The sequence below is a fragment of the Streptomyces sp. NPDC053427 genome (assembly GCF_044544985.1).
Classification (GTDB): domain Bacteria; phylum Actinomycetota; class Actinomycetes; order Streptomycetales; family Streptomycetaceae; genus Streptomyces.
Genome location: NZ_JBITYA010000003.1, coordinates 211,418 through 233,000 on the forward strand (window position 1 = coordinate 211,418; position 21,583 = coordinate 233,000).

Sequence of the window (21,583 nt, forward strand, 5' to 3'; positions counted from 1 at the left end):
GGTGTGCGGACGGTGTGCCGTCAGGAGGGGCTCGTTCGCAGGAAGGACGGGCCGAGGTACTGAACGGCGAGCAACGCCATCTCCAGATCGCGGCGCCGTTCCTGCAGTGGCTGCCCCAGGGTTTCCTCGGCTTTTCGAATGCGGTACTGCACGGTGTTCTTGTGCAGAATCTGCCGGCTGGCGGTGGCGGTGTAGCTGCAGCCGGTGGCGAGGAAGGTCTGCAAGGTCTCCCGCAGTCGTGCGCAGTGCTCGTCGTCGACGGCCAGGGCACCCAGCACGCTCCACACCCACGCGCGGGTGTCGTCCATGTTCGTGCACATCAATGCGATCGGGGCGACCTGGGCGTAAGCGGTGACCCTGGCTCCGGGACCCGCCGCCATGGCCAGTTCCTGTGCGCGGACAGCCTGGCGATGAGTGCGACGGAAGCCTTCGACGCCGGGTTCCACGTCCCCCACGGCCGCCCTCGCCATGGGGTCGCCGTCCTCGATCACACTCGCCAGCACGCTCCAGGAAAGGTCCCGGGGCGAGCCGAAGGGCAGCCAGGCCCAAGCCAGGGTTTCTTCCCGGGCGGCGAACAGCGGGTTGGCACAGCAGTTGAGTTCCGCGGCGATCCGGCTTGTCAGCCGGTCGAGCCGGGCGAGACCTTCACCGCCAAGGGGACGCCGGGGCAGCCAGAGGATCAAACCCACGTGATGATGTTGACGTATACGGTAATCGAGGGCTGATTCCGCCGAGTCGGCGTCCACGTGCTTCTCGGCCAGGATCTCTTGCACACGTAGGGCGCGCACGGCGGTCTGACCCTGCAGCCAACGGTCCCGTTCCAACTGGTAGACCTCGATGACTCGTTCGCTGACACGGTCGATGTACCCGAAACTCAACTCCAGCATGAGGCCCGCGGTAGCCGCGCAGACATCCTCATCGGGTCCCTGACGGCGGAGTTCGTCCAGGCACCACTGCAGGAAACGGCAGTGGCCGAGCCGGTAGGACCGGATGAGCGAGCTGATGGGAACATTACGTTGAGCCAGCCGACGCGCATAATCCAATGCGGCCGCAGGTCCCTCAACGTCGCCCAGCGGCATGTCGTTCTCAAAGCCGTGCAGCAATGTGGCGATATTTTCCTCGACGCTCGCTCTAAGAGTGTTGACGATTATCCCGTCGCCTCTCAGTTCCGGGATTTCGGCAATCACGAGCTCCCACACGTCCTGGCTGACTTCCGGCATGCGCACAGCAACGTTCGATGCCACGACGGACAGGCATTTTGCTGCTTCGATGCTGCCCACAGCCATGTCGTCACGCTATCGCGGCCGTCTCGACCACGCCATCCAGCGCACCCGGAGGATCTTCAGCAGCCGGTTCCTGCGGCGGAGGGGGCACCAATGCGCCACTGATTGAAGGACAGTTGCCCATTTTTCACGCCGCACGCCCCTCTGTGCTTGGGCAGTCACCCCGAGTATGTCGGGTCGCGGGTACGAATTCCTTCGAAAAGTTCATACTCTGCGTCCGATGATTTCCCTCCGTCCGGCTCCTAACGTCGTCCCATGGGGGCGTATCGAACCGAGGTCGAGAAAAAGCCGAGGAAAAAGGAGCGTCGAACGGATGAACGCGAAACGCCAGGACACGATGACACCCGTCGACGTCACCACCGTCGGCCGCGGAAACGGGCATCCGGTCGTCCAGCCCCCCGTGCTGGGTGGCCCCGAGTACACGGACTACTACCTGCTGAACGAGCTGCTCACGGATGATCAGCAGGCACTGCGTCAACGCGTGCGTGAGTTCATGGACCAGGAAGTCATCCCCGTCATCAACCCGTACTGGGAGCGCGCGGAATTCCCGCACGCACTGGTCCCCAAGCTGGCCCAGCTGGACATCGCGGGCTTCCAGGTGCCCGGCTACGGCTCGCCCGGAATGAGCAACGTGACAGCCGGCATGGTGATCATGGAGCTGGCCCGCGGTGATCTGAGCATGTCCACGTTCATGGGAGTGCACTCGGCGCTGGCCATGATGTCGATCGCGCTGCTGGGCTCGGAGGAGCAGAAGCAGCGCTTCCTGCCGCCGATGGCGCGCCTCGAGAGGATCGGCGCCTTCGGTCTGACCGAGCCGGCCCACGGCACCGACGTGGTCAAGCTGGAGACAACCGCGCACAGGGACGGCGACTCGTACGTACTCAACGGCCACAAGCGGTGGATCGGCAATGCGACCTTCGCCGACTACGTGATCGTCTGGGCCCGCGGTGACGACGGCCACGTGGGCGGTTACGTCGTCGAGAAGGGGACCCCGGGGTTCGAGGCCGAGGTCATCACCGGCAAGACGGCGCTGCGCTGCGTGCAGAACGCGCAGATCTCCCTCACCGACGTCCGCGTGCCCGCCGAGAACTGCCTGGCGAACGTCCACACCTTCCGCGACACCGAGAAAGTCCTGCTGGCCTCGCGCTTCTGCGTCGCCTGGGAAGCGATCGGAGCCGCCGTCGCGGGCTACGAGACCGCACTGGCCTACGCCAAGCAACGGAAGCAGTTCGGGATACCGCTGGCCGCCTACCAGCTCGTCCAGTACCGGCTGGCACGGATGCTGGCGGACATCACCGACATGGTGTGCATGCAGTACCGGCTCAGCCAGCTCATGGACGAAGGCAAGTACTCGATGCCGCGCGTCGCGCTGGCCAAGATGCATTACACGGAACGCGCAAGCGCCATCCTCTCCGACGCCCGCGACATGCTCGGCGGCAACGGCATCCTGCTCGAGTACAACGTGGCCCGGCATCTGTGCGACATCGAGGCCATCGACACCTACGAGGGCACCGACACGGTGCAGGCGCTGATCGTCGGCCGCGACATCACCGGATACAACGCCTTCGTGCCCATGGCCCCCAACGGCCAGCACTAGCACCGGTGCACATCGCAACCCGCGCCGCACGGCGCCGGGCCCTGCGACTGCGCGACCGGCCACCTCAGTACCCGCTCCGCCGCTGCGTCGCCCACTGTGCGCCTCCCATGGCGGCCCGCGTGCAGGCAGCACCGGCGGCGAGGACACCCACATGTCCGCCGGACACCCCGCGGAAGAGGACCCTGTCATGGAGAACATGCCCTTGCTGGAGGGACTGCACGTCGTCGATGTCGCCAGCTTCATCGCCGGGCCGGCCGCGGCCTCGATACTCGGCGACTACGGGGCCGATGTCGTCAAGGTGGAACCACCGCACACCGGCGACACCTACCGCGGCCTCAGCCGGATGCCCCCCAACCCCCAGGTCGAAGGGGTCAACTACCCCTGGCAACTGGACAATCGCAACAAGCGCAGCGTCGAGCTCAACCTGAAATCGTCCGATGCCCGGTCCGTACTCGAACGACTGGTGCGGTGGGCCGATGTCCTGGTCACCAACTTCCCGCCCCACACCCGGGCCAAGCTCGGCCTGGACTACGACGCTCTCTCCTCCCTCAACCCCCGACTGATCTACGCCGACGTCACCGGCTTCGGCGAGCAAGGCCCGGACGCCCACCTGCCCGGCTTCGACGTCACGGCATTCTGGGCACGCAGCGGTCTGATGGACTTCACTCGCCAGCGCGACGCGGCCCCTGCCATCAACGCGTTCGGCTCCGGCGACCACCCCACCGCGATCACCCTGTTCGCCGGGATCATGACCGCCCTGTACCGGCGCGAGAAGACCGGCCAGGGCGCACGCGTCAGCGCGTCCCTGATCGCCGAAGGCGCCTGGGCTGCAGGGATGTGGTTGCAGGCTGCCCTGCTCGGCGGGAAACCCCCGCGCCCCGTCGAACGCTCCGCGCCACCCAACGCCCTGGCCAACGTGTACCGCACCGCGGACGACCGCTGGATCCTGCTGGCCTTCGCCAATGAAGACAAGCAAGTCCCCCTCTTCCTGGAGGCCATCGGCCACCCCGAGGCCGTCGAGGACCCCCGCTTCCACGACACCGTCAGCCGCCGCGCCCACGCCGCCGAGATCGTCACTCTGCTGGACAAGCGGTTCGCCACCCGTCCCCTGGCCGAATGGCGCGAGATACTCGACGCCGCCGGCCTCACCTACGGGGTCGTCCAGACACTCGAGGAATGCGCCCACGACCCCCAACTCCTGGCCAACCAGATCGTGGTGCCGATCGAGGACGGCAGCAGCGAACCGCATCTGACCCTCAACAGCCCCGTGCACCTGGACCAGGAACAGAAAGTCCCCGCACGTCCGGCTCCCGATCTCGGGGAGCACACCGAAGAGGTCCTCACGGAACTCGGCTTCACTGCCGACGACATCGAATCCCTGCGTACCGGCGGAGCGATCCCGCGCTAGCAGGGGACGCCCACCGATGGCACCCGGCACAGGCGAGGTAAAACCCCGAGAAGCCCTCCGCTGTCAGCGGTCGGAGATCCACACCGGCGGGAAAGACCGGGAAAGGCAAGGAATCCCCACCATGACCACCAAACCCACCACCGGCACCCCCACCGTGCACACCGAAGAACAAGACGGCGTCCTCGTCATCACCATTGACCGGCCCAAGGTACGCAACGCCGTCGACGGCGCCACCGCCCGGGCGCTGGCCGATGCCTTCGACCAACTCGACACCCACGACGAGCTGTTGGTCGGCGTTCTCACCGGTGCCGGCGGCACCTTCAGCGCGGGGATGGACCTCAAGGCGTTCGCGAAGGGCGACACCCCGGTCATCCCCGGGCGAGGCTTCGCGGGCCTCACCCGAACCCAGCTCCACACCCCGCTCATCGCTGCCGTCGAGGGCTGGGCGCTGGGCGGTGGCACCGAGATGGCGCTCGCCTGCGATCTGGTGGTGGCCGCCGAGGACGCCACCTTCGGACTCACCGAGGTGACGTTCGGCCTGGTTCCCCCCGAAGGAGGGATCGTGCGGCTGCCCGAACGCATCCCCCGCAACATCGCCGTGGAAATCCTCCTCACCGGCGACCCCCTCCCCGCCGAACGGGCTCATCAGCTCGGCCTCGTCAACCACCTCACCCCACCGGGCGAGACGCTCACCAAGGCCGTGGAACTGGCCCACCGCATCGCACGCAACGCCCCACTGTCCATCGCGGCCGTCAAGCGCGTGGTCAACGAGCGGACCGCATACGGCGACCAGGACGCCTTCCACCAGCAGGATCAGCTCGTCGCACCGGTCCTCGCGTCCCACGACGCACAGGAAGGCGCCCACGCCTTCGCCGAAAAGCGCCCACCCCACTGGGAAGGTCGCTGACCGCACCCCCGCGAGGCCCTCGTGGCGCGCCACCGGCAGCCCGTCCAACCGGCCGGGCGTCAGGTCACCCCTCGCACCCCTCGGGGATGACCTCGGCCGTTGTCGCCGGACCGGACGCCGAAGCGGGGAACGCCGTCCCGGAGCGCCGTCAGTGCGCCTGGCGCCTCAACCGGCGGCCCAGGAGGACGGCTCCCGCTCCCGCGATCAACGAGACGGCGGCAAGTCCGGTCTCGGCCCAGGCGTCATGGGTGGACCCGGTGGTGGCCAGCGCGGACCGGTCGGAATCGCCCGCCGTGGCGGCCTGCAGGACGAGGTCGGTGACCTCGTCGGGGTGGGAGACCATGGCCACGTGGGAAGAGTCGATCTCCACCGTGTGTGAACCCGCGCGCTTTGCCTCGAAGCGTTCCTGGTCGGGGTTGATGGTCTTGTCCTGCTTCGCGACGAGGAACCACGACGGGATGCGCTTCCAGGCGGCCACCTCGGCCTTCTCCGAGAACGCGGTTGTCGCCACGGGCCGTTGGGTCACCGCCATGATCCTTGCGGTGCTCTCCGGCAGGTCGGCGGCGAAGACCGGATGGAGCCTGTCGGGCTTGAGGTACAGGTCGGTCCCGCTGACGCCGCCGCCCGCCCGGTAGGGAACGGACTTGGTGGCGGTGCCGAGTTCGCTGGGAAACTTGGCGCTCAGGGACATACCGCTCTCGCCCACATCGGGCATCAGTGCCGACACGTACACCAGGGACTTCACCCGGGGGTTGCCCGCGGCGGCCGTGCTGATCAGGGAGCCGCCGTAGGAGTGGCCCACCAGCACGATCGGGCCCTTGATGCTGTCCAGTACGGAGGCGATGTAGGTGGAGTCGTTGTACAGCCCGCGCAGCGGGTTGGCGGGGGCGATGACGGTGTAGCCATGGCGTTCGAGCCGTTCGACGACCCCGTTCCAACTGGAGGCATCCGCGAACGCCCCGTGCACCAGCACGATGGTGGGTTTGGTCGTGGTCGTGCCGCCGTCCGCGGTGGCAGGGGCCGCCACGGCCAGGCACAGGGTCATGGCGCACCCTGCTGCCATAGCGTGTGTACGACGTATTCGGTGCCGTGAGCCGGGGGTCGGACATGCTGTCACGTCGTTCTCGCTCTCCGTGAGGCCTACGACACCCGAGGCTTCACCCGTCCGCACCAGCGGGCACGGCAACGCACTCCAACCGGGTGGCAGAAGAGGGCCGGCGGAGTGAACGCCGGAGCCAACAGGGTTCAGAACCTACGCCGTGAGCTGCGTGTATTTCCGATGACAGCCCAGTCGGAACACGTCGCGCCCGAGTGCCTTGGTTGGCGAGCGATCAACCCAAGGATGCCAACGATCATGCGATCAGGGGCATGAGGCCTATCAGGGCAGAGGCTCTCAGGCGCCGCGGCGTACCCGGGCCGCTTTGCGGGCCTCGGCGAGCTTACGGGCCTCGTTGGCCTTGCGTGAGGACTTGCCGCCGGTGCCGCGGGAGGCGTCCTTGCTGGTGCCCAGGCCGCGGAAGGGGGTGTTGGTGTTCTTGGCCCGGGGCGTGGCGGGCCCACCGTCGAGCGGGGTGCCGGAGGGGGCCTTGGCTCCGGTGATCCGGCTCAGCTCCGCCTCACCCGAGCGCACCTTGGTGATCGTCGCCTCGATGCCGGCCCCGGCGATCAGCCGGCTCATCTCGCGGCGCTGGCTCGACAGCACCAGCGTGACGACGCTGCCGGACTCACCGGCCCGGGCAGTGCGGCCCGCACGGTGCAGATAGTCCTTGGGGTCGGTGGGCGGGTCGACGTTGACCACGAGATCGAGGTCGTCGACGTGCAGACCACGGGCCGCGACATTGGTCGCCACCAGGACGGTGACCTGGCCGTTCTTGAACTGGGCAAGGGTCCGTGTGCGCTGCGGTTGGGCTTTGCCGCTGTGCAGGGCCGCGGCGTGCACTCCGCTGGCCCGCAGATGCCGGGTGAGCTGGTCGACCGCGTGCTTGGTGTCCAGGAACAGCAGGACGCGGCCGTCGCGGGCGGCGATCTCCGTCGTGACGGCGTACCGGTCGGGGCCGTGGACGACCAGCACATGGTGGTCCATCGTCGTGACCGCGCCCGCGGACGGGTCGACCGAGTGGATGACGGGGTCGTGGAGGTAGCGGCGGACCAGCTGATCGACGTCGTGGTCCAGGGTGGCCGAGAACAGCATCCGCTGGCCGTCGCGGTGCACCTGGTCGAGCACCTCGGTGACCTGCGGCAAGAAGCCCATGTCGCACATCTGATCGGCCTCGTCGAGGACGGTGATCCGCACCCGTCCCAGGCGGCAGGCCCCGCGCTCGATGAGGTCGTGCAGGCGGCCAGGGGTGGCGACGACGACCTCGGCCCCGTCGCGCAGCGCAGCGGCCTGCCGGCCGATGGACGTGCCGCCGACGACCGTAGCCATCCGCAGCCGGAGCGCGTCGGCGTACGGCACGAGCGCCTCGGTCACCTGTTGAGCCAGCTCCCGGGTAGGCGCCAGGATCAGGGCGAGGGGCTGCTTCGGCTCCGCGCGCCGCCCGGCCGTCCGTGTGAGCAGCGGCAGGCCGAAGGCGAGCGTCTTGCCCGATCCCGTGCGCCCGCGCCCCAGGACGTCGCGTCCTGCGAGGGCGTCGGGCAGCGTGGCCGCCTGGATGGGGAAGGGCGTGCGCACGTCGAGCTCGGTGAGCGTTCGCAGCACCTCGGCCGGCAGTTCCAGGTCGGCGAAGGAGGCGACCGGGGACACTGCCGGGGTGAGGGGCGCCGGCCGGGCGAGGCTGCCGTGCGAGGTGCCGAGGCGGTCCGGGTGGTTCATGAAGAGCCTTCCGCAGGGGGAACGTACCGAGGAAGGCCCGGCAGGAATGAGCAGCCGACGAACAAGGGAACCGCACGGACGGAATCGCCGACTGTCACGCCGTCCAAACGTTTGAGGCTAACACGAAGTGACAGTTCGACCCGGCGCTGTGGTGTGGTGCTGATCGCTCCGCCTGCGTCGGTGACGCGACACGGGCTGCGCGCCATGCGAACGGGTCGGCGGGGTACGAAATGGTCGGCCGAGCGCCGGGCGCCCTGCGCACGAACCGGGATACCCGGACGCGCGGCAGGGCGCCCCGCACACGACGCCCGGCCAGCTGCACGGTGCAGCGTCACGCCATGCGGCAGATCGCCCCCGACTGCAAGACCCACCACACATGGATCAGCGTCTGGTTCGACGATGGGGGAGTCGTCCGCGGCGGCCGGCGGTCCGTAGGAGAACGTCCTGCGGTTCGGGGACCACGACCCCCAGGGCCCGCACCTCCCGCCCTCTCGGTGCGGTCGGTCAAGGCAGGAGCTCGATGTACCCGTCGGTTCCGTGCACGCGGATCCGCTGCCCGTCCCGGATGAGTCGGGTGGCCCGCTCCACGCCCACGACGGCCGGCAGGCCGTACTCCCGGGCGATCACCGCGCCATGGGTCATCAGGCCGCCCACCTCCGTCACCAGGCCCGCGATCCCGACGAACAGCGGCGACCAGCTGGGGTCGGTGAAGGCCGTGACCAGGATGTCGCCCGCTTCGAGATCGGCCTCCGTCATGTCGAGGATGACGCGGGCCCGCCCCTCGATGGTCCCGGCGGAAACCGGTACGCCGATCAGGGCGCCGGCCGGCACGTCGTCGCGCCGGTACGCCCCGGTGAGGGCCTCACCGTCCGAGGTGAGCACCCGGGGCGGAGTGAGCGCGTGGTGCGACTGGAACGCGTCCTTGCGCCGCTGGACGAGCTGGTCGTCCACCTGGTGCGAGCGCACGACGTCGTGGAGTTCCTGGAACGTGAGGTAGAAGATGTCGTCCGTCGCAGGAAGCACGCCCGCCTGCACGAGGCGATCGGCCTCCGCCAGCAGGGCCTGCTTGTAGACGAAGTAGCGGCTGATGATGCCGTACTTGGGGTACTCCCGGTACCCGATGAAGGTTCTGACCCGGTCGATCATCCGCTTGGCCTCGTCGGCTTTCCGGTCCCCGTCCGGCAGGGCCCGCAAGCGGGACAGCACGTCCCGTTCCTTCTGCTGCGCCTTCTGCCGCCCCTGCTCGAAGCGTCGCTCGGCGGCGCCCGGCTCGAAGATCCTGACGTTGTCGAGGACCACGGGTACGAGCGTGCTGGGGCGCTCGCGCCAACGTGGCCTCGTGATATCGATCTCGCCTACGCAGCGCATGCCGTACCGGTCGAGGTAGGCCTCGATCGCGTCGCGCGCTTCGGTCCCGCCCGCGAGCTTCGCCAGCTCGTCCAGGAAGCCGTCGTCCTCGACGCCCTGCAGGAACGCCACCACCTCCGGATGCGGGCGGATCACGTCCGCGACGTCGAGCAGCGCCAGTCCCATCTCCGACGTGATGTTGTCGGGGGCGGACAGTGTCAGCGTGTCAGCCGCGTTCTTCTCGCCCAGCCACTCCTGCAGCTTGTCGTTGAGCCACCACGTGGCCTCCATCCCCGCCATGATCGCCTGAATGCTCAGCGGATCGCTGAGGACCCGCTTGTGCTCCTCGAAGGCCTCCAGCAGGAAGTCGAAGAGTGCCGCTCCGGTCTTCGTCCGGATGTCGCGCTCCAGGGCGGCGATGGACGCCCGGCTGCGCTCGATCAGCTCGGTGACGATGGCGGGATCGGTCTCGATCGGGGCGGGCGCGCCTCCGGCGGGCGGTCCGCCGGGACCCGCGTCCGGGAGCGAGGGGACGAAGCCGTCGCGGTCGAGCACGGTCTCCAGAGCGTCCCTGATCAGCGGATCGCCCTTTCCCATGGCGTCCAGGAGGCCGGCGCGGCTCGCGGGCGAGGCCAGGCGCCGGGTGACGTCGACGAACAGCCTCCCGCCGGCCTCGTGCATCGGCACCATGGCCGTCAGCTGCCACATGGAGAACCCCAGGGGCTTCATGGGGTCGGTCATCATCTGCCCATGGCCGACGGAGACGTAGACGTGGTTCTCCTGGTCGTCGGTCTCGGGGATGGGAAACAGCGTCGTGATCGGCCGGCTCTGCACGATCTGGAAGCCATCGTCGACCAGGCACCATTCGATGTCCTGCGGGCGGCCGAAGTGCGCTTCGATCCGCCGCCCGAGCTGTACGAGCCGCACGGCCTGCGCATCCGTCAGCGCCGGCTGCTCCTGCCGCTGCGAGTCGATCGCGACTTCCTGCGTCCCGCCGGTCGGCAGGGCGTGAACGGCGCGCTGTTTGGCGGCGATCGCCTTGTCGACGACTTCGCCGTCCCGCACCTTGAAGATGTCCGGGTTCACCAGGCCGGAGACCAGGGCCTCGCCGAGGCCGAAGCCGGCGTCCACGGTGGCGACCTTCCGGTTGCCCGTGACGGGGTCGGCGGTGAACAGGATGCCGGACGCCTGCGGGAAGGCCATCTGCTGCACGACCACGGCCATGTGGACCGTACGGTGATCGATGCCGTTCCGCTGGCGGTAGGTCACGGCCCGCTCGGTGAACAGCGAGGCCCAGCACCGGCTGACGTGCTGGAGGATCGCCGTCGCCCCCACGACGTTGAGGTAGGTGTCCTGCTGGCCGGCGAAGGAGGCCGTCGGCAGGTCTTCTGCCGTCGCGCTGGATCGGACGGCGTAGGCGGCCTGCTCGCCGAGCCGGGCGAGCGCGCGGGTGATCGCCGTCGCGAGATCGTCCGGGATGGCGATCCCTTCGATGGTCCGGCGGATCTCCGCGCTGAGCGTACGGATCGCCTCTCGGTCGTCCGGGTTCAGGCGCGACAGCTGATCGAGCCGCTCGTCGATCGACGGCGCTTCCGCCATGACCCGTCGGAAGGCGTCCGTCGTCACGCAGAAACCGGCCGGCACGCGGATGCCGTCGATCCGTGACAGCCCGCCCAGGTGAGCGGCCTTGCCGCCGACGACCGCGACCTGCGTCTCGTCAACCTCCTGAAGGTCCCACACGTACTGCTCGATCATCGCGATACCTCCGAGGCAGTCGTGTCCCGTTGCACTGCACTGGCCGATCGACTCACCGGCGCCTCCAGCTCTCTCGAACCTCTTGCCGGGCACGCCCTTGTCTCCGGCTGCCCTCCCTCTGACGAGTCGGCCGACCGCTCCGCCCGGTCGGACGGCGCGCACACCCGCACCGCCGCCCCGAGCGCTCGCGACCGCACTGCCGGTCTCCCCACTGGTCCGACGTCACCGCGTCCCCCATACGTCGCCAACACACGCACGTCGTGCTCCCATTTCCGCAGGTTGTGGCCTCGGCCGATGATTTTGCGCCACCACCCGGGTCTTGCCGCAAGCCCCCCGGTGCGCTATAAGTTAAGAGTGGCAGGGAGAGAGATCTCTCTGCCTTTGTCTTTGCCTCGGTCCGCCCCGTTCAGCGAAAGGCAGGCGGGGAGGATTGCGCTCGGCGGCCATGCGCTCTGTGCGACTTTGGGGGGATTCGTCCGAAGCTGACGGTCGGGCGAAGTCGAACGCTCTATTGATTTGCATAGTGCCGGGCGCAGTTTGATGCGGGAATGAAGTCAAAATTAGCCACCACGGCGGAGGCCGACCGCTTCGCCAGAGCAGTGGTTCCCTTCGAACACTGGTACTTGGGGTTCCCCGCCGCGCTGTCACCGGTGCTCAACCTCGTCGTCGAGGGCACCGGTCGGATCGCGGCCGCGGAGCTCCGCCGGGCGGTCGAGGCGGCCGCGGAGTCCTGCCCGGGCGCCCGGTTGGCCCGCCACGGCTCCCGCTGGTCGGACAGCGGTGAGCCGCCGCCGGTCCGGTTCGCGGCCGGCACGGTGTTGGACCGCACCACCCTCAATGACGTCGCGGAGCTGCGGCGGCCCCTGCCGGTGCACGGCGCGTACTGCGAAGTCGTGCTGTTCGACGGGGAGTTCCCGGCCGTCGCCTTCCGCGCCTCGCACGCGGTGATGGACGCGCGCGGGCTGCGGCTGTGGGCGCTCGACGTCTTCCGGGTGCTGCGCGGCGAGGAGCCGGAGGGCGCGCCGTCGGTGACGACCGTGGTCGAGCTGGACGACCCTCTGATCGCCCAGGCAGACGCCAAGAACCAGGACTTCGTCCTCCCGTCGCTGCTGGGCGTGCCCGCGGACGCGCGGTTCGGCGGCTACCGCTGGTGGCGGCGCTCGGTCGACGGCACCTTTCCGGCGGTGGCCGCGCGGCTGGCCACCGAACTGGCACGGCTGTCCGGGCAGCCGACGGTGCCGGTGAGCATCCCGGTGGACCTGCGGCCGTTCCACCCGGAGGTGCGGTCCACGTCCAACTTCGCGGTCACCGTCTCGCTCCAGGTCACCCCGGACGAGGGATGGGAGGCCACCCAGCAGCAGCTGCTGACGGTGCTGTCCGAACGCCGGGGCACCGTGCGCGCGCCGGGACCGGAGGTGCTGAAGGTTCCGCTCGGTCTGCTGCGCATGGCGGTGCGCGGAGTGGACCGCAAAGCGCGCCGGACAGATCGCTTCTCCTCGGTTGCCGGGGTGAACAGTCTCGGCAGGACCTCCCTCGACGCGTTCGCCACCGACGGCTTCGAGCCGGACGCGGTCTATCTGCTCTGCCCGCGCGAGCCGGCGAGCCCGCCGGGCCTGAACGTCGTGGAGTCCGAAGGCCGTACCGAGCTGAGCCTGTCGTGGTGGCCGGGCGAGGAGGCCGAGGCCCGGGCGGAGCGGCTGCTCGACACACTCTGCGAGTCCCTGTCGCCCGCCGCCCACCAGGAGCGAGCGACGCTGCTGCCGCCGGTCCCGGCCGACCGGGATGCCGGGTCCGCGGACCGGACGGTGGTCGAACTGTTCCGGGAACAGGTACGGTCCCGGCCCGACGCCGTGGCGATCAGCGGTCCGGAAGGCGAGGTGAGTTACGCCGAACTCGACCGCCGGGCGCGGGTGATCGCCGCGGAACTGCGGGCCCGCGGCATCGGCCGGGACACGGTCGTCGGCCTGTGCGCGGACCGCTCGGTGGCTGCGGTCACCGGGGCCTGGGGGGCACTGCTGGCCGGCGCGGCCTACCTCCCGATGGACACCAAGCATCCGGACGGGCGTCTGCGCGCACTGCTCCAGGACGCGCGGGCGCCGCTGTGCCTGACCCAACGCCCGCACAACGAACGGGACTTCCTGCCCGACGGCTGCGAGCCGCTGGTGCTGGACGAGCTGTCGTACGCGTCCGATCCCGCCGCGCCGCCGACGCCGCCCGCGCCTTCGGACCTGGCGTACGTGGTGTACACCTCCGGCTCGACCGGCCGCCCCAAAGGCGTCGACATCGAGCACCGCAGCCTGAGCACCTACGCGAACTGGGCGGTGCGCGAGCACGGCATCGGCCCGAACACCCGGCTCCCCCTGCTGTGTTCGCTCTCCTTCGACGTCGCGCAGATCTCCCTCGTCCTGCCGTTCCTGGTCGGCGGCACGCTGCTGCTCATGCGCGACGAGCTCGACCACCTGTCGTTGCAGGAGGTGATCGACGCCGGTGCGACCGCACTCGCGCTGACGCCGTCGCACCTCGACCTGATCACCCGGTTGGGGCTGCGCCCCGGGGCGGTCGGCACGCTCATGGTGATCGGGGAGCAGTTCACCCGGGCCCTCGCCTTACGGGCCCGCGAGATGTTCGGCCCACAGTGCCGCATCATCAACCTCTATGGGCCCGCCGAGGCGACCATCGGGGTCAGCCACCACTTCTTCGACGCCGAGCGCGACACCGGTGCGAACGTGCCGATCGGGCTGCCGCAGGACGGGGTCTCGCTGTTCCTGCTCGACCCGGAGCGCCGTTTCGTCGCGCCGGGCGAGACGGGCGAGCTCTACATCGGCGGCGTGCAGCTCGCCCGCGGCTACCGCGGACGCCCGGACCTGACCCGGCAGCGGTTCGTGCGCCTGGCCGACGGCACCCGCGTCTACCGCACCGGAGACCTGGCGCGCCGGCTGCCGTCGGGCGCGGTGGAGTGCTGCGGGCGCGTCGACGACCAGGTCAAGGTGCGCGGACACCGCATCGAACCATCGGAGATCGCGTTCACGCTGGAGACCCACCCGGCGGTCGCCGCCGCGGTCGTCGTCCCGCGCACCCCGCCCGGCCGGACGGACCGGGCGTTGTGCGGCTACGTCGTGCTGCGGCCCGACGTCCCCCCGGTCGAGGTACCGGAGTTGGCGGCCCATCTCCTCGAACGCTTGCCGTCGTACATGGTGCCCGCCGCCATGCTGGTCGTCGCGGGGATCCCGCGCACCGTGAACGGCAAGGTCGCGGTCTCGGCGTTGCCCGACCCGTTCGCGGACGCGGAGGAGCCCGGTGACGCGACACCGTTGAGCGACACCGAGGCCGCCGTCGCAAAGATCTGGGCGCGGGTGCTGGGCACCGATGTGGACGGGATGGGTTCGGCCAGCGACTTCCACCAGCTGGGCGGGGATTCGCTGGCGATGATCGACATGGTCGCGCAGGTGGCCGGCGAAATCGTCGGGGCCGCGGGAGCCGAGGCGTTCACCCGCCGGGCACCCGAGTTCCTCGCGCAGCCGACCTTGGTGCGCGTGGCAGGGCTCGCCGAGACGGTCCGTACGGCCTGACCGGCCCTCGTCCATCCGTCAAGGCCGGACGGACGGCGCGGGCGCGACGGCGGGCCCGGGGCGGAGCATTCCGGCCCAGACCACCAACGCGCCCGCCCGATCCCCACCCACCGGCACCTGAGCCACTGCCCAGTGCCGAGCGGGCCTCCGTTCCGGTCGCCGGCGCGCTGTCCTGGCAGCTGCCCTTCTCCTGGATGACCGCGGACGCACCGACCGGCACAGACCCACGTCCACCTCGCCGTCCGCCACGGCGCCGAGTTGCTCGAGGTGTGCATGGGTACCGGTCGATAGTTGATCAGCCCGTCGGCCCGGAGCGAGTATGGCGTCACATTCGCCAGAGCCGCAGACTCCGGTCCTCTTACGGGGCGGCAGCCGCGAGCCCGCTCTCAGGAGACCATCGTGCCCACTGCGCCCGGCTGGATCGCGAGGATCACCGCGACCGGACTCGACGACGCTCCGCTGCCGCACCACGCCGGTTCGCGGAAGGCCCTTGCCTCGCCACCGGCGCCCCTGGTGGTCGAGACGGGTGTCCTTCGGCGCAACGCCGTACCCCGAGGGAGGGCAGCGTGACCGAGACCGGACGACCGCGGCTGAGGCGGGCCTGGATCGCGGAGCTCGGCCCGCAGGGTGAGGCCGACGTCGACCGCGCGGCATGTCCGCGCGCGAGCGTCGAGGACGCCGTCGCGCGGATCGGCGCGGGCCCCGTGTGCTGGGCGATCGAACTGAGTTCCGTGGTGGTGCGGCGCATCGTGGGCGAGGTGCCGGCCCTGGGCGGTAGCCCGGCCGCGGTGGAGATGCTCCGCCGGAGCAATGAGGCGACGACTCTGCGGGCGCTGTTCACCGTGGCGCAAGGCCCGGCGGCCGCTCCGCCCGTCGGTGAGGTGATCCTGGAAGGTATCCGCGAGTTCGTTCACCGGGCCGTACCGCTGGAGCGGGTGTTGCACGGCGTCCGGATCGGGCACGCGGCGACGACCGAGGCGTTCCTGCGGGCCTGTGCCGAGCTGGTCGCCCCGGAGGAGGCGGTCGATGAGGTGACGGCGGTCTCCCGCGAGCTGTTCTCTTATGTCAATGACCTCTCCGACGCCATGATCCGTACCTACCTCGCAGAGCACGAGGTGTGGAGCACCAGCGCGGCAGCGGCACGGGCCGGCATCGTGCGTTCCCTGCTGAGTGATGCCGCGACGACGGACGTCGGCGAGGCGTCGCGTGCTCTCGGTTACGACCTGCGGCGCACCCACGAGGCGGTGGTGGTGTGGTCGGACGCGCCGAACGGCAATTCCACGCTGCAAACGGCGGCGACCGAGGCGCTCCGGTCCCGGGGCGCCACCACGACGCTGGTCGTCCCCGTGGCCTCAGGGCGGTTGTGGGCGTGGGGCACCGTGCCTTCGGACGGCACCCACCGGACCGGTTCGACTGGTTCGACCGGTTCGTGGGGGACCATCACGGAGGCGCTGTCCCGGCAGCGGTTACATGCGGCCTTCGGTGCCCGGGGCGATGCCGTCGCGGGCTTTCGCCGCTCCCACCGCGAGGCTCTGCGCGCAGAGCGGATCGAGCAACTGCGGCGCGAGGCCGGACGGGTTCCCCGGCAGGCGACCGCCTACGCCGACGTGGCCGCCATCGCGTTGTTGGCCACCGATCTCGACGCGGCCGGTGAGTTCGTGCGACGTGAACTCGGCGGGCTCTGCGCCCCGACCGCACCGATGCAGGCACTGCGGACGACGCTCTACCACTACCTCGACGCCGAGCGCAGCCTGGCAGATGTCGCCCGACGCCTGCACGTGGCCAGGGGGACGGTGACCTACCGCGTGCGGCGCGCCCAGGAGGTACTGGGACACGACCTCGACGACCATCGCTTCGCCCTCCACACCGCCCTGGCACTCGTCGAGGAACTGGGGGACGCGGTCCTCCTGCCTCGCGACATCAAAGAGCGGTGAGCCCAGCGGTGAGTCCGATATCCCGGTCGCGGCCCGGACCGGTCCGGCAGACCAACGGGCGACCGGAATCCTGAGCCGGCAGACCAAGCGCCTTTCCGGGAGCCGGAGTTGACTTCGTGATGTGGGATGCGGTGCTGCACAGAGCCCCGCATCCCGACAGACGAATCCATGCTTACGGGAGGCGCACGATGATCAACCGAGAGACCTTCGTCGAGCTGATGAGCGGGGTGTGCTCCCCGGTCACCGTGGTGACGGCGACGACCGCCGACGGGCGACCGTACGGCACCACCGTGTCGAGTCTTGCCTCGCTCTCGCTCGACCCTCCGCTGGTGAGCTTCGCCCTGGACCGCACCTCGGGGCTGCTGCCCCACCTCCAGCCGGGTGACCGGGTGGGGGTGAACATCCTCGGCGCCCACCAGCAGAAACTGGCGTCGACATTCGCCCGCCGGAGGGGAGCGGGCTCGAAGTTCGACGGCGTCACCTGGACCGTCCGCGCCGGGCTGCCCTACCTGCCCGAGTCCGCCGGCTGGACGGCGGGACGCGTCGAGCGCCACGTGGACGGCGGTGACCACATCCTGCTCGTCGTGGGCGTCGAGGAGGCCGAGCCGACCCCCGCGGCCCCGCTCACCTACGCGCGCCGGGTCTTCGGCACGCACGCCCCTCTCGCCGTCGCGAGCTGACCCGTACCCGCCCGATCGCCCTGATCCTGACACCGAAGTGACGACGATGAACATCACCCTGGACGGTCCCCACACCACCGACGCCGCGCGCGCCCTGCGATCCGAGCTCGTCGAGCGCGCCGCCACCCTGCGACCGCTGCTCGCCGCCAACGCCGATCGGACCGACCGCGAGCGCATGGTTCCCACCGAGAACATCGATGCCCTGGCCGAGGCCGGCCTGCTCTCCCTGATGCGGCCGGCCCGTTACGGCGGGCTGCAGACCGACTTCCGCACCCTGCTGGACGTCGGCCGCGAGGTCGGGCGTGCCTGCGGCTCCACCGCCTGGCTGACCTCACTGCTCAATGCCAACGCGTGGTTCGTCGGGCTCTTCCCCGCCCAGGCCCAGGACGACGTCTGGGCCCACATCCCCGACGCCCGAGTCGCCGGCGTCGTCACCCCCTCGGGCACCGCGCACGTGGTCGAGGGCGGGTACCGGGTGAGCGGTCGCTGGGCCCCCGCCTCCGGATGTGCCCACGCCGACTGGGCGGTCCTCGGGGTCGAACGCCCGGACGCCGAGGGCACGTCGGACGCCGTCGGCATCGTGCTCGTACCGATGACGGAGCTGACCATCGAGGACACCTGGTTCGTGACGGGCATGCGGGGGACCGCATCGAACTCACTCGTCGGCGAGGACCTGTTCGTGCCCGCGCACCGCTTCCACTCCGTCCCCGACGCCGTCGAGGGCCGCTACGCCACACCCTTCACCGACGAGGCGCTCTACCGGGCACCCTTCGTGCCGACCGCCGCGCTGGTGTTGACCGGGCCGCAGCTCGGGCTGGCTGCAGCCGCTGTCGATCTCTTGCTGGCCGGCGCCCCGCGGCGGGGCTTGACCCTGACGAGCTACACCGTCCAGGCGGAGGCCCCCACCGTCCAACTCGCCGCCGCGAACGCGGCGTCGCACGCCGACTCCGCCCAGTTGCACGCCTACCGTGCGGCCGCCGACATCGACGAGGCCGCGCGGTCCGGGGTGCTCTCCGCATACGATGCCCGGGCACGGATGCGGATGGACGCGGGAAGGGCGGCGGTCCACGCGCGTGAGGCGGTCCGCATCGTGTGCTCGGCCCAGGGGGCTTCGAGCTTCGGCGAGTCGAACCCGCTCCAGCGCATCTGGCGTGACATCGAGACCGGGAGTCGACACGCCGTCCTCAACCCCGAAGTGGCCGCCGAGATCTATGGGAAGTCGCTCTTCGGTATTCGGGGCACGGTGTCCGAGATGGTCTAGGGCGATTCTCGCGGAGCACCGGTCCGCAGCGCCGGTCCGCAGCGCCGGTGCTCCGCGAGCGTGGGGCTGCGCTCCGGTGATGAGGAGGAGCGCCCGTGACGCACAGCAGGCAAGCGCGGATGCCCGGCTCCGCACGACGTTCTCGACGACGACCGGCGCTCGTTCCTCACCGGCACCGGCGCCACCGTCGTGCCGCTGGCACTCGAGACCGACCTTGACGGCGCCCGCCTCCCTCATGTGCGCGAAGACGGTGACCTCGCCGCCGTCTTCCGCCCCGATCTCCCCCTCTACGGAACCGCGACGACCGCGGGCGGCCCCAGCGGTCTGATCGACGCACCCCTGGACTACTGCCCGGTGGCATCCGTCAAAGCCGGCGTCAAGCCCAGGACCAGGTACCCCAGGCCGCTCAGACGCAAGTTGACCGTGTCGCGTGCGTCGAAGCCGCCGCGGCGGCCACGCGCTCCACGGTCGGCCACCAGGTGTCCAGACCGGGCACGCGCAGGCCGACGACCTTGCCGGCGTCATCGGCGCGGCGCAGTGCCACCGCCGCGGTGAAGTCGGGGTGGGCTTCAAAGGCGGTGCTCTCTTGCGCCGTCATGACTCCGCCCTGGCAGCCGAGGGTACGTGCGCTCTCCGGGGAGAGCGCGAGGTGCGAGTCGGTCGCCGCGAGGTAGCGCTTGGCCGGGATGTGGAGAGCGACGAGGCGTGCGGTCCGTGGCCCGAGCAGGTCGGCGATGGCCGAAGCGGCATGCTCGCCGTGTCCGGCCTCGTCGCCGGGCATCAGGTGGTGGCCGATGTCATGCACCAGTCCGGCGACGTGAAGCTCCGCATCCTCCGGGTGCCGTTCGGCGAGGACCGCGGCCACTTGGAGGCCGTGGTCGAGGATGCTCACCGGGTCACCGGATCGGTCCGGGGTGTCCCAGGCGTCCGCGCAGTCGGCCAGCAGGGCCATGAGCTGGTCCACGGAGGCCACCGGCTCGGTGGACGCTACGGACGATGTCGGATTCTGGTTCATGCCGCCAGGCTGTCTCCTCGGGCCGAACGGCGGGTGTACGCAAGGTGCCTTGCCGGGGGAGGGGGGCGCTTCAGCCGGCCGCGGCGCCGCAAACGGGAGCGTTGCAGTCGGCCAGTGGGCGGTGTGCTTGGCCGGTTGCGCGCGGCCAAGCAGGGGAGGAGGCGGTTCCGGCCAGTAGCGACGGCGGGCCGATCTTGGTTCCGGTTGGTTACTTGAGCCATCTGCGCCGGTCAGGCGCCGCGTTCTCGGCTTTCACGCCCGGCGGGGCTCGGGCTCTGCCGCGGCCGTCCGGAAGGTCCGTCGGTAGGCGGAGGGCGTGGTGCCGAGGCCGTCGCGGAATTCTCCTCCCGGACCAACGGATGCCTTGCGCGCCACGGACCTTGGCGTGTTCTCATCACCGGCACAGCACTAGAGTGAGGCGGTGACTCCCTTACCGGAAGACCTCTCGCCACGGGTCAGCGAAGACGACCGCGACATGGCCGTGCAGCGCCTGCAGGAGGCGTACGCCGAAGGGCACATCTCGCACGAGGAGATGGACGAACGCCTCAACCAGGCGCTCACCGCCAAGGCGCACGGCGAGCTGGTGTCGGCTCTGGCCGCGCTCCCGGAGGAGAATGCGGGCACCACGTCCACGATTGCCGCGCACAGCGGACGGATCCAGCGGCGCGGCGCATGGCGGGTACCTCGAATCCTCAAGGTCGAGTCCGCATTCGGAAAGGTGCACCTGGACCTGTCCCGGGCGGTCATCGAGCATCCGGTGGTCGACATCGAGTTGCACCTCGGCAGCGGCAGCGCCAAGATCACAATGCCTCGCGACGCAATCGTCGACATCGAGGATCTGCACACCGCGTGGAAGGACACGCGCTACAAGCCCCGGCGACCCCGCCCAGGCGGGCCGAGGATACGGATCTCCGGGACGATGGAGTTCGGACGGTTGAAGATCCGCCACGCGCGGCGATGAGTCCTCATCCGGCACCGGGACCGCCTGTCGGGCACACGCGGCTCCTGCGGGAGGACCTGTGACACTCAGGCGTCGGGCGGCATGTTCTCGGACGCGTTGAGCAGACAGTGGGTGTCCAGGCGCAGCCGCCACGCGTTGCGGCGGTGCGCGACGGTCAGTTCGGCACCACGCGCCGCGCCTCGTCGGCGGCACGGCACAGGGCGGTGAGACTGCCCAGGGAGCCGCTCACGCTTACCACGACACGAGCGGTCTCCGGGGGGCCGGAACCAGACATCTCTCCACCGTTCCCAACCGTTCTTCGCCTGCGCACGCAGATGGTTTCCCGCGGGCGGTCCGCGCGGACCACTTCCATCGCACTCCTGGTAGGGGGCTTTCGAACACCCCTCTACGCCCCTTCTTGGCGCTCTTCTGACGTGCCTGGCCAGAAGCATTCGCCCGCCGCGTCAGGATCCCGTAAGCGACGGCCCGGTCGCCGTCAGCATCCCGTCATGAGGCGGCGGGAAACGGGGTCGGGCGGACATAGCGTCTGCGGCACGTCCCGGTCCGCCTCCTCGCGTCCGGGGCGGTCCAGTCCTTCGCACGAACCATCCCGGATCCTCCAGGAGGCATCCCATGGCAGAACTCTTGAGCGGTGAAGACCCGGAGCCTTGTGAACGGTTCCCGGCCGGATCGTTGTTCGTTCCCGTCCGGCCGGGGCCAGCTGGGAGTGTGGCCCGGATCTTCCGCACTCCTCTCGGCGGCCGCACGGCCGTCGGCTTCACCTCCGAGCGCAGGCTGACCGCGACGCTCGGCACCGACCAGGCATGGATCAGGCTCTCCGAGCCCGCGCTGCGCGCGCTGGCCGAGCCGCTCGGAGTCACCACCGTCACGGTGGACCCCCCGTTCTCGGCACCGGCCCCCGCGCCGGCCGAATCCGCCGCCCTCGCACCGAAGAGGGCCTCGGCGCCCCGCTCCCGCGAGCACACCTGGGACCCGCAGGCCGTCGGCGTGGTGCGGGTGGCCGGCGCCGCGGCACTCGTCTCGGCGCTGTCGCTGTGGATCGGTTGAGAGGGGA

General features: G+C 70.1%; 15 protein-coding genes. 10 read left to right on the top strand and 5 right to left on the bottom strand.

What is annotated here, in order from left to right; translation table 11 throughout:
- Positions 1-20: 20 nt before the first annotated feature.
- Positions 21-1,286 (bottom strand): PucR family transcriptional regulator, encoded by a 1,266-nt coding sequence (locus ACIGWZ_RS08955; RefSeq protein ID WP_400062347.1) that lies wholly within the window; start codon positions 1,284-1,286, stop codon positions 21-23.
- A gap of 310 nt (positions 1,287-1,596) precedes the next feature.
- Between ACIGWZ_RS08955 and ACIGWZ_RS08960 the strand changes: the two genes are divergently transcribed.
- The 3 genes from ACIGWZ_RS08960 (at position 1,597) to ACIGWZ_RS08970 (ending at position 5,195) form a co-directional block, all read left to right on the top strand.
- Positions 1,597-2,880, top strand: a complete 1,284-nt coding sequence (locus ACIGWZ_RS08960; protein WP_400062349.1) for an acyl-CoA dehydrogenase family protein — start codon at positions 1,597-1,599, stop codon at positions 2,878-2,880.
- Positions 2,881-3,067: 187 nt separating this feature from the next.
- A complete protein-coding gene (locus tag ACIGWZ_RS08965; RefSeq protein ID WP_400062351.1) occupies positions 3,068-4,288 on the top strand; it encodes a CaiB/BaiF CoA transferase family protein in 1,221 nt (406 codons plus the stop codon).
- Positions 4,289-4,409: 121 nt separating this feature from the next.
- The gene (locus ACIGWZ_RS08970; protein WP_400062352.1) at positions 4,410-5,195 is read left to right on the top strand and encodes a crotonase/enoyl-CoA hydratase family protein; all 786 of its coding nucleotides are present in this window, start codon (positions 4,410-4,412) and stop codon (positions 5,193-5,195) included.
- 148 nt (positions 5,196-5,343) lie between these two features.
- On the opposite strand, the gene ACIGWZ_RS08975 is transcribed toward ACIGWZ_RS08970, so the two are convergent.
- The 3 genes from ACIGWZ_RS08975 to rph all read right to left on the bottom strand — a co-directional run bounded on the left by ACIGWZ_RS08975 (position 5,344) and on the right by rph (position 11,109).
- Complete coding sequence (locus ACIGWZ_RS08975) at positions 5,344-6,240, bottom strand: alpha/beta fold hydrolase (RefSeq protein ID WP_400062354.1); 897 nt, start codon at positions 6,238-6,240, stop codon at positions 5,344-5,346.
- A 348-nt stretch (positions 6,241-6,588) separates the two neighbouring features.
- A complete protein-coding gene (locus ACIGWZ_RS08980) occupies positions 6,589-8,007 on the bottom strand; it encodes a DEAD/DEAH box helicase (RefSeq protein ID WP_400062356.1) in 1,419 nt (472 codons plus the stop codon).
- 504 nt (positions 8,008-8,511) lie between these two features.
- Positions 8,512-11,109: a rifamycin-inactivating phosphotransferase gene (gene rph, locus ACIGWZ_RS08985; protein ID WP_400062358.1), complete on the bottom strand. Its 2,598-nt coding sequence runs from the start codon at positions 11,107-11,109 to the stop codon at positions 8,512-8,514.
- Between the two features lie 548 nt (positions 11,110-11,657).
- On the opposite strand from rph, the gene ACIGWZ_RS08990 reads away from it, so the two are divergent.
- The 5 genes from ACIGWZ_RS08990 (at position 11,658) to ACIGWZ_RS09010 (ending at position 18,553) form a co-directional block, all read left to right on the top strand.
- Positions 11,658-14,678: a non-ribosomal peptide synthetase gene (locus tag ACIGWZ_RS08990; protein WP_400062360.1), complete on the top strand. Its 3,021-nt coding sequence runs from the start codon at positions 11,658-11,660 to the stop codon at positions 14,676-14,678.
- A 399-nt stretch (positions 14,679-15,077) separates the two neighbouring features.
- Entirely contained in the window at positions 15,078-15,248 is a 171-nt protein-coding gene (locus ACIGWZ_RS08995) for a hypothetical protein (protein ID WP_400062362.1), read from the top strand.
- The gene (locus ACIGWZ_RS09000) at positions 15,245-16,612 is read left to right on the top strand and encodes a PucR family transcriptional regulator (RefSeq protein WP_400062364.1); all 1,368 of its coding nucleotides are present in this window, start codon (positions 15,245-15,247) and stop codon (positions 16,610-16,612) included. The genes ACIGWZ_RS08995 and ACIGWZ_RS09000 overlap by 4 nt, the downstream gene beginning before the upstream one ends.
- A 188-nt stretch (positions 16,613-16,800) precedes the next feature.
- Entirely contained in the window at positions 16,801-17,292 is a 492-nt protein-coding gene (locus ACIGWZ_RS09005; protein WP_400062366.1) for a flavin reductase family protein, read from the top strand.
- A 46-nt stretch (positions 17,293-17,338) separates the two neighbouring features.
- Positions 17,339-18,553, top strand: coding sequence for an acyl-CoA dehydrogenase family protein (locus ACIGWZ_RS09010; RefSeq protein ID WP_400062368.1), 1,215 nt, complete (start codon positions 17,339-17,341; stop codon positions 18,551-18,553).
- Between the two features lie 406 nt (positions 18,554-18,959).
- Here the strand turns inward: ACIGWZ_RS09010 and ACIGWZ_RS09015 are convergent, their stop codons facing one another.
- Entirely contained in the window at positions 18,960-19,568 is a 609-nt protein-coding gene (locus ACIGWZ_RS09015) for an HD domain-containing protein (protein ID WP_400062370.1), read from the bottom strand.
- Positions 19,569-19,989: 421 nt separating this feature from the next.
- Here ACIGWZ_RS09015 and ACIGWZ_RS09020 point away from each other — a divergent pair, with 421 nt between their 5' ends.
- Both ACIGWZ_RS09020 and ACIGWZ_RS09025 read left to right on the top strand, forming a co-directional pair.
- The gene (locus ACIGWZ_RS09020; protein WP_400062372.1) at positions 19,990-20,529 is read left to right on the top strand and encodes a DUF1707 domain-containing protein; all 540 of its coding nucleotides are present in this window, start codon (positions 19,990-19,992) and stop codon (positions 20,527-20,529) included.
- 612 nt (positions 20,530-21,141) lie between these two features.
- Positions 21,142-21,576 (top strand): SAV_915 family protein, encoded by a 435-nt coding sequence (locus ACIGWZ_RS09025; protein ID WP_400062374.1) that lies wholly within the window; start codon positions 21,142-21,144, stop codon positions 21,574-21,576.
- Positions 21,577-21,583 lie beyond the last annotated feature (7 nt).

Excerpts from the sequence above, each read along its gene's own strand:
- ACIGWZ_RS08955 (WP_400062347.1), bottom strand. The coding sequence starts at position 1,286 with ATGGCTGTGGGCAGCATCGAAGCAGCAAAATGCCTGTCCGTCGTGGCA.
- ACIGWZ_RS08960 (WP_400062349.1), top strand. The coding sequence starts at position 1,597 with ATGAACGCGAAACGCCAGGACACGATGACACCCGTCGACGTCACCACC.
- ACIGWZ_RS08965 (WP_400062351.1), top strand. The coding sequence starts at position 3,068 with ATGGAGAACATGCCCTTGCTGGAGGGACTGCACGTCGTCGATGTCGCC.
- ACIGWZ_RS08970 (WP_400062352.1), top strand. The coding sequence starts at position 4,410 with ATGACCACCAAACCCACCACCGGCACCCCCACCGTGCACACCGAAGAA.
- ACIGWZ_RS08975 (WP_400062354.1), bottom strand. The coding sequence starts at position 6,240 with ATGACCCTGTGCCTGGCCGTGGCGGCCCCTGCCACCGCGGACGGCGGC.
- ACIGWZ_RS08980 (WP_400062356.1), bottom strand. The coding sequence starts at position 8,007 with ATGAACCACCCGGACCGCCTCGGCACCTCGCACGGCAGCCTCGCCCGG.
- rph (WP_400062358.1), bottom strand. The coding sequence starts at position 11,109 with ATGATCGAGCAGTACGTGTGGGACCTTCAGGAGGTTGACGAGACGCAG.
- ACIGWZ_RS08990 (WP_400062360.1), top strand. The coding sequence starts at position 11,658 with ATGAAGTCAAAATTAGCCACCACGGCGGAGGCCGACCGCTTCGCCAGA.
- ACIGWZ_RS09005 (WP_400062366.1), top strand. The coding sequence starts at position 16,801 with ATGATCAACCGAGAGACCTTCGTCGAGCTGATGAGCGGGGTGTGCTCC.
- ACIGWZ_RS09010 (WP_400062368.1), top strand. The coding sequence starts at position 17,339 with ATGAACATCACCCTGGACGGTCCCCACACCACCGACGCCGCGCGCGCC.
- ACIGWZ_RS09015 (WP_400062370.1), bottom strand. The coding sequence starts at position 19,568 with ATGAACCAGAATCCGACATCGTCCGTAGCGTCCACCGAGCCGGTGGCC.
- ACIGWZ_RS09025 (WP_400062374.1), top strand. The coding sequence starts at position 21,142 with ATGGCAGAACTCTTGAGCGGTGAAGACCCGGAGCCTTGTGAACGGTTC.